Origin of the sequence: Pararhodobacter sp. (genome assembly GCF_036802785.1) — a bacterium.
Taxonomy (GTDB): Bacteria; Pseudomonadota; Alphaproteobacteria; order Rhodobacterales; family Rhodobacteraceae; genus Pararhodobacter.
Genome location: NZ_DAIRVN010000138.1, coordinates 1 through 3,714, shown reverse-complemented (window position 1 = coordinate 3,714; position 3,714 = coordinate 1). Strand labels below are relative to the sequence as shown.

Genomic DNA, 3,714 nt, shown 5'->3' with positions numbered 1-3,714 from the left:
ATGGGTATACGCGACCGGGGGACGGGCGGGCAGGGCGGCGCGTTGCCTGACCTGCCTGACCGATCCACCGCCCGCCGCGGCTTGACGTTATCGCGCAAGGCTGGTTTCCGGGCTGCGGAAGCGGGCCAGCGTGGCCCCGGTGCGACGCCTTCCCGGGCTCCTCCCAGTGGCGCGTGTCGCACCGCTCTCCCGTTACCGTTGCGGGGGCAGCGCCGGTCTTTCACCGGCTTCCCAATTCTCCGCTGTCGCCAGCGGCACCTTACCGGCCCAGTATGCCCGCGCGCGCCGGGATTCGATGCACCAAAAGCGACATGCCGGGTTGTGGGAAAGACCTTCTTTCAACCGTTGCCCGCCGCCGTGCCGGGGGTGCTGTGCGGCGGGGTGGCGGCGGGCTGGCCCAGCATCCGCTCCACCATCTCGGCCATGTCGCGGCTCAGCTTCGGATGCGCGGCGATCCGGCCCAGTGCCGCGCGGGCGCGGGCCTGCCGCCCGGTATCATAGCGTGACCATGTCTCGAACGCGCTGGACATCCGCGCGGCGAATTGCGGGTTGCGCCCGTCCAGCCGGATCAGCCAGTCCGCCAGCAGGTCATACCCGGCGCCGCTTTCATGGTGGAACCCGGCATGGTTTCCCGTCAGCCCGCCGAACACCGCCCGGAAACGGTTGGGATTGGTCCAGTCAAAATCGGCATGCGCGGCCAGTTCCGCCGCCCGCGCCGCCGCGTTGTCCGGTGCTGCCAGACTGGTCTGAAGCCCGAACCATTTGTCGATCACCAGCCGCTCATGGCGCCATTGCGCGCCGAATTCCGCCAGCGCCGCATCACCCTCGCCGATATCCAGCAGGGCCGACAAGGCCCCCAGCTGCACGGTCATGTTATCCGCCCCCGCGAACAGCTCCCGCGCCCGCGCGCCCCCGTCGGTCAGCGTGAGCAGCTTCAGCGCCTCCAGCCGCAGCGCGCGCTGCCCCGCTGCCGCCGGGTCCGGGCTGTAGGGCCCGTCAGGCGCCATCTGCGTGAATGCTGCTTCCAGCGCATCGCCCAGATGCGCGGCCATCGCCGCGCGCATCCTGCGCCGTGTCTGGTAAAGGGCGGCGGGGTCCGGCACCATGCCCAGCCCTGCCAGATGCACCGCTATCGTCTCTTCGTCGGGCAGTCGCAGCATCAGCGCGCGGTAAGACGGTTCCAGCTCCTGCGCGCCGGGCAGTGGGCGCAGCGCCGCCAGCCAGTCCGCATCCGGCGCGGCCCCGCTGCGGATCATCGCCGTCGCGGTCTCCAGCGCCAGCCTGCGCCCGGCGTCCCAGCGCGCGACGGGGTCGCTGTCATGGGCAAGCTGATGTGCCAGCGCGCCGGGCTGCGGGCTGTGATCCAGCACCACCGGCGCCGAAAACCCGCGCAGAAGCGAGGGTACCGGGCGCACCGCCAGCCCGTCCCAGTGCAGTGTCAGGCCGGGCTGGTCCAGCGCAACCACCTGCGTCGGCGCAACCTCCTCACCCTGCGCGCCGATCAGCCCCAGCGCCACGGGGATCACCATGGGCTTGTTCTCCGGCTCTCCGGGGGTGGGGGGCAGGTGCTGCGCCAGTGTCAGGCTGTAGCGGCTGCCATCCCAGTCCTCGCGCACGCTCAGGCGCGGCGTGCCCGCCTGTTCATACCACAGCCTGAACTGCGACAGGTCGCGCCCGGTGGCTTCCTCAAACACCGCCAGCCAGTCCTCGATCGTGCAGGCCTGCCCGTCATGGCGCGCGAAATACAGGTCCAGCGCCCGGCGATAACCGTCCTCGCCGACCAGAAGCGCCAGCATGCGGATCACCTCGGCGCCCTTCTCGTACACCGTGGCGGTATAGAAATTGTTGATCTCGACATATTCCACTGGCCGCACCGGATGCGCCAGCGGCCCGGCATCCTCGCGGAACTGGCGCGCGCGCAGGGTCAGCACATCACCGATCCGCTTGACCGCCGCGCCACGCAGATCGCCCATGAACTGCTGGTCGCGGTAGACCGTCAGCCCCTCCTTGAGCGACAGCTGAAACCAGTCGCGGCAGGTGATGCGGTTGCCGGTCCAGTTGTGGAAATACTCATGCGCCACAATGCGCTCGATATTGGCGTAATCGTCATCGGTGGCCGTTTCGGGCGAGGCGAGAACATAGCGCGAGTTGAAGACGTTCAGCCCCTTGTTCTCCATCGCGCCCATGTTGAAATCATCGACGGCGACAATGTTGAACACATCCAGATCGTATTCGCGCCCGTAAACCTGCTCATCCCAGACCATCGACTGAGTCAGCGCGCGCATCGCATGAGCGGTCTTGTCCTCATCGCCTTCGCGCACCCAGATCGCCAGCGCGACAGCGCGGCCTGAGGCGGTGGTGAAACGCGCGCGCGTGGCAACCAGATCACCGGCCACCAGCGCGAAAAGATAGGCGGGTTTCGGGTGGGGGTCATCCCATTCTGCCCAGCCCGCGCCCTGCGCGACCGGGTTGCCGTTGGACAAAAGCACCGGCAGGTCGCTTTCGACGCGCACCCGGAAAGGGGCCATCACATCGGGGCGGTCAGGGTAGAAGGTGATCTTGCGAAAGCCCTCGGCCTCGCATTGCGTGCAATACATCCCCTTGGAAATATAGAGCCCGTCCAGCGCGGTATTGGCCTGCGGGTTGATCTCGACCTCGGCCTCCCACACAAACGCGCCTTCGGGCAGCAGGGCCGCAGGCAGCAATAGGCCGCCGGGGCCGGGTGTGGCGCTGATCTGTTTGCCGTCGATCGTGGCGCTGATCAGCCGCAGATCCTCGCCATCCAGCCACAGATCGCCGCCCGCCGCCGCCGGATTGGGGCGGAACTCGATGCGCGCCAGAACCCGCGTTGCCTGCGGTGATAACCGGAAGGTCAGCGCAACCCGGTCAATCAGATGGCTCGGGGGCGTGTAATCGGCAAGGCGGATGGGCTGGGTCATGGGTTCCTCATGCTTTGTCCTTCAGGTGCCACGCCGCGCCCCTGCGGTGCAAGCCCCCCCAAACCCGCCGTCCTTAAACCCGCCGCCCTGAAATCCGCGTGTGTTCCGTTTCATCTTGCCGGAAATACGCGCGGGGGTGAATTGGCCGCAGGCCAAGAGGGGGCGGCAGCCCCCTGCGCCGCCCACCCGTCCTGCGCCACCCCGCTTACGCCGTATCGGGCGCCACAAGCACCGGGCAGCGCGCCGCTTCGATCAGCGCCGACAGGCGGGCGGGCTGGCGCGCCAGCGCGGGCGCGACGATCAGTGCGGTGGCTGACAGCGCGTCGATCCGGCCGGGCTCATCAAGCGCCTCAACCGGCAGCGCCAGCGCAGGGCGGCGCAGGGCGCGGGCCAGTGCGGCGGCAAGCGTCAATGTCTGCTGGTCGTCGCCGTGGCACAGCGCCACCACCGGCCCGCCGGTCTCCAGCAGCCGCCGGTAGCCCAGCAGCAGGGTATCGCCGGGCTGGCGCAGGTGGCAGGCCAGTTCGGCTGACATGCCCTGATCGGTGCGAAACTCCCATGTCAGCCGGGCGCGGCTGGCGATCAGCGACAGGCGGGTCGAGAAGGCGCGGGCATCGGCGGCATAGGCGGCGCTCAGCGCGTCGCGGCTCAGGGAAAGGGGCGGCAGGGCGGGCCGCATCCGGGGGCGGGGCAGCAGCGGCGCGCCCTCGGCATCTTCCAGCGTGGTTTCACGCACCAGAACACCCAGCAAAGCCCCCACCGGAGCTTCCACCGG

Annotated in this window: 2 protein-coding genes and 1 riboswitch; both genes read right to left on the bottom strand. The window is 69.0% G+C overall.

Annotated elements, in window-relative coordinates:
• Positions 1–81: 81 nt before the first annotated feature.
• Positions 82–277: riboswitch (cobalamin riboswitch) on the bottom strand.
• A gap of 61 nt (positions 278–338) precedes the next feature.
• A complete protein-coding gene (pepN, locus tag V7Q53_RS23230) occupies positions 339–2,939 on the bottom strand; it encodes an aminopeptidase N (protein ID WP_333831405.1) in 2,601 nt (866 codons plus the stop codon).
• Between the two features lie 205 nt (positions 2,940–3,144).
• A partial coding sequence (locus tag V7Q53_RS23225; RefSeq protein ID WP_333831404.1) for a hypothetical protein occupies positions 3,145–3,714 on the bottom strand: 570 nt, incomplete at its 5' end.

Excerpts from the sequence above, each read along its gene's own strand:
- pepN (WP_333831405.1), bottom strand. The coding sequence starts at position 2,939 with ATGACCCAGCCCATCCGCCTTGCCGATTACACGCCCCCGAGCCATCTG.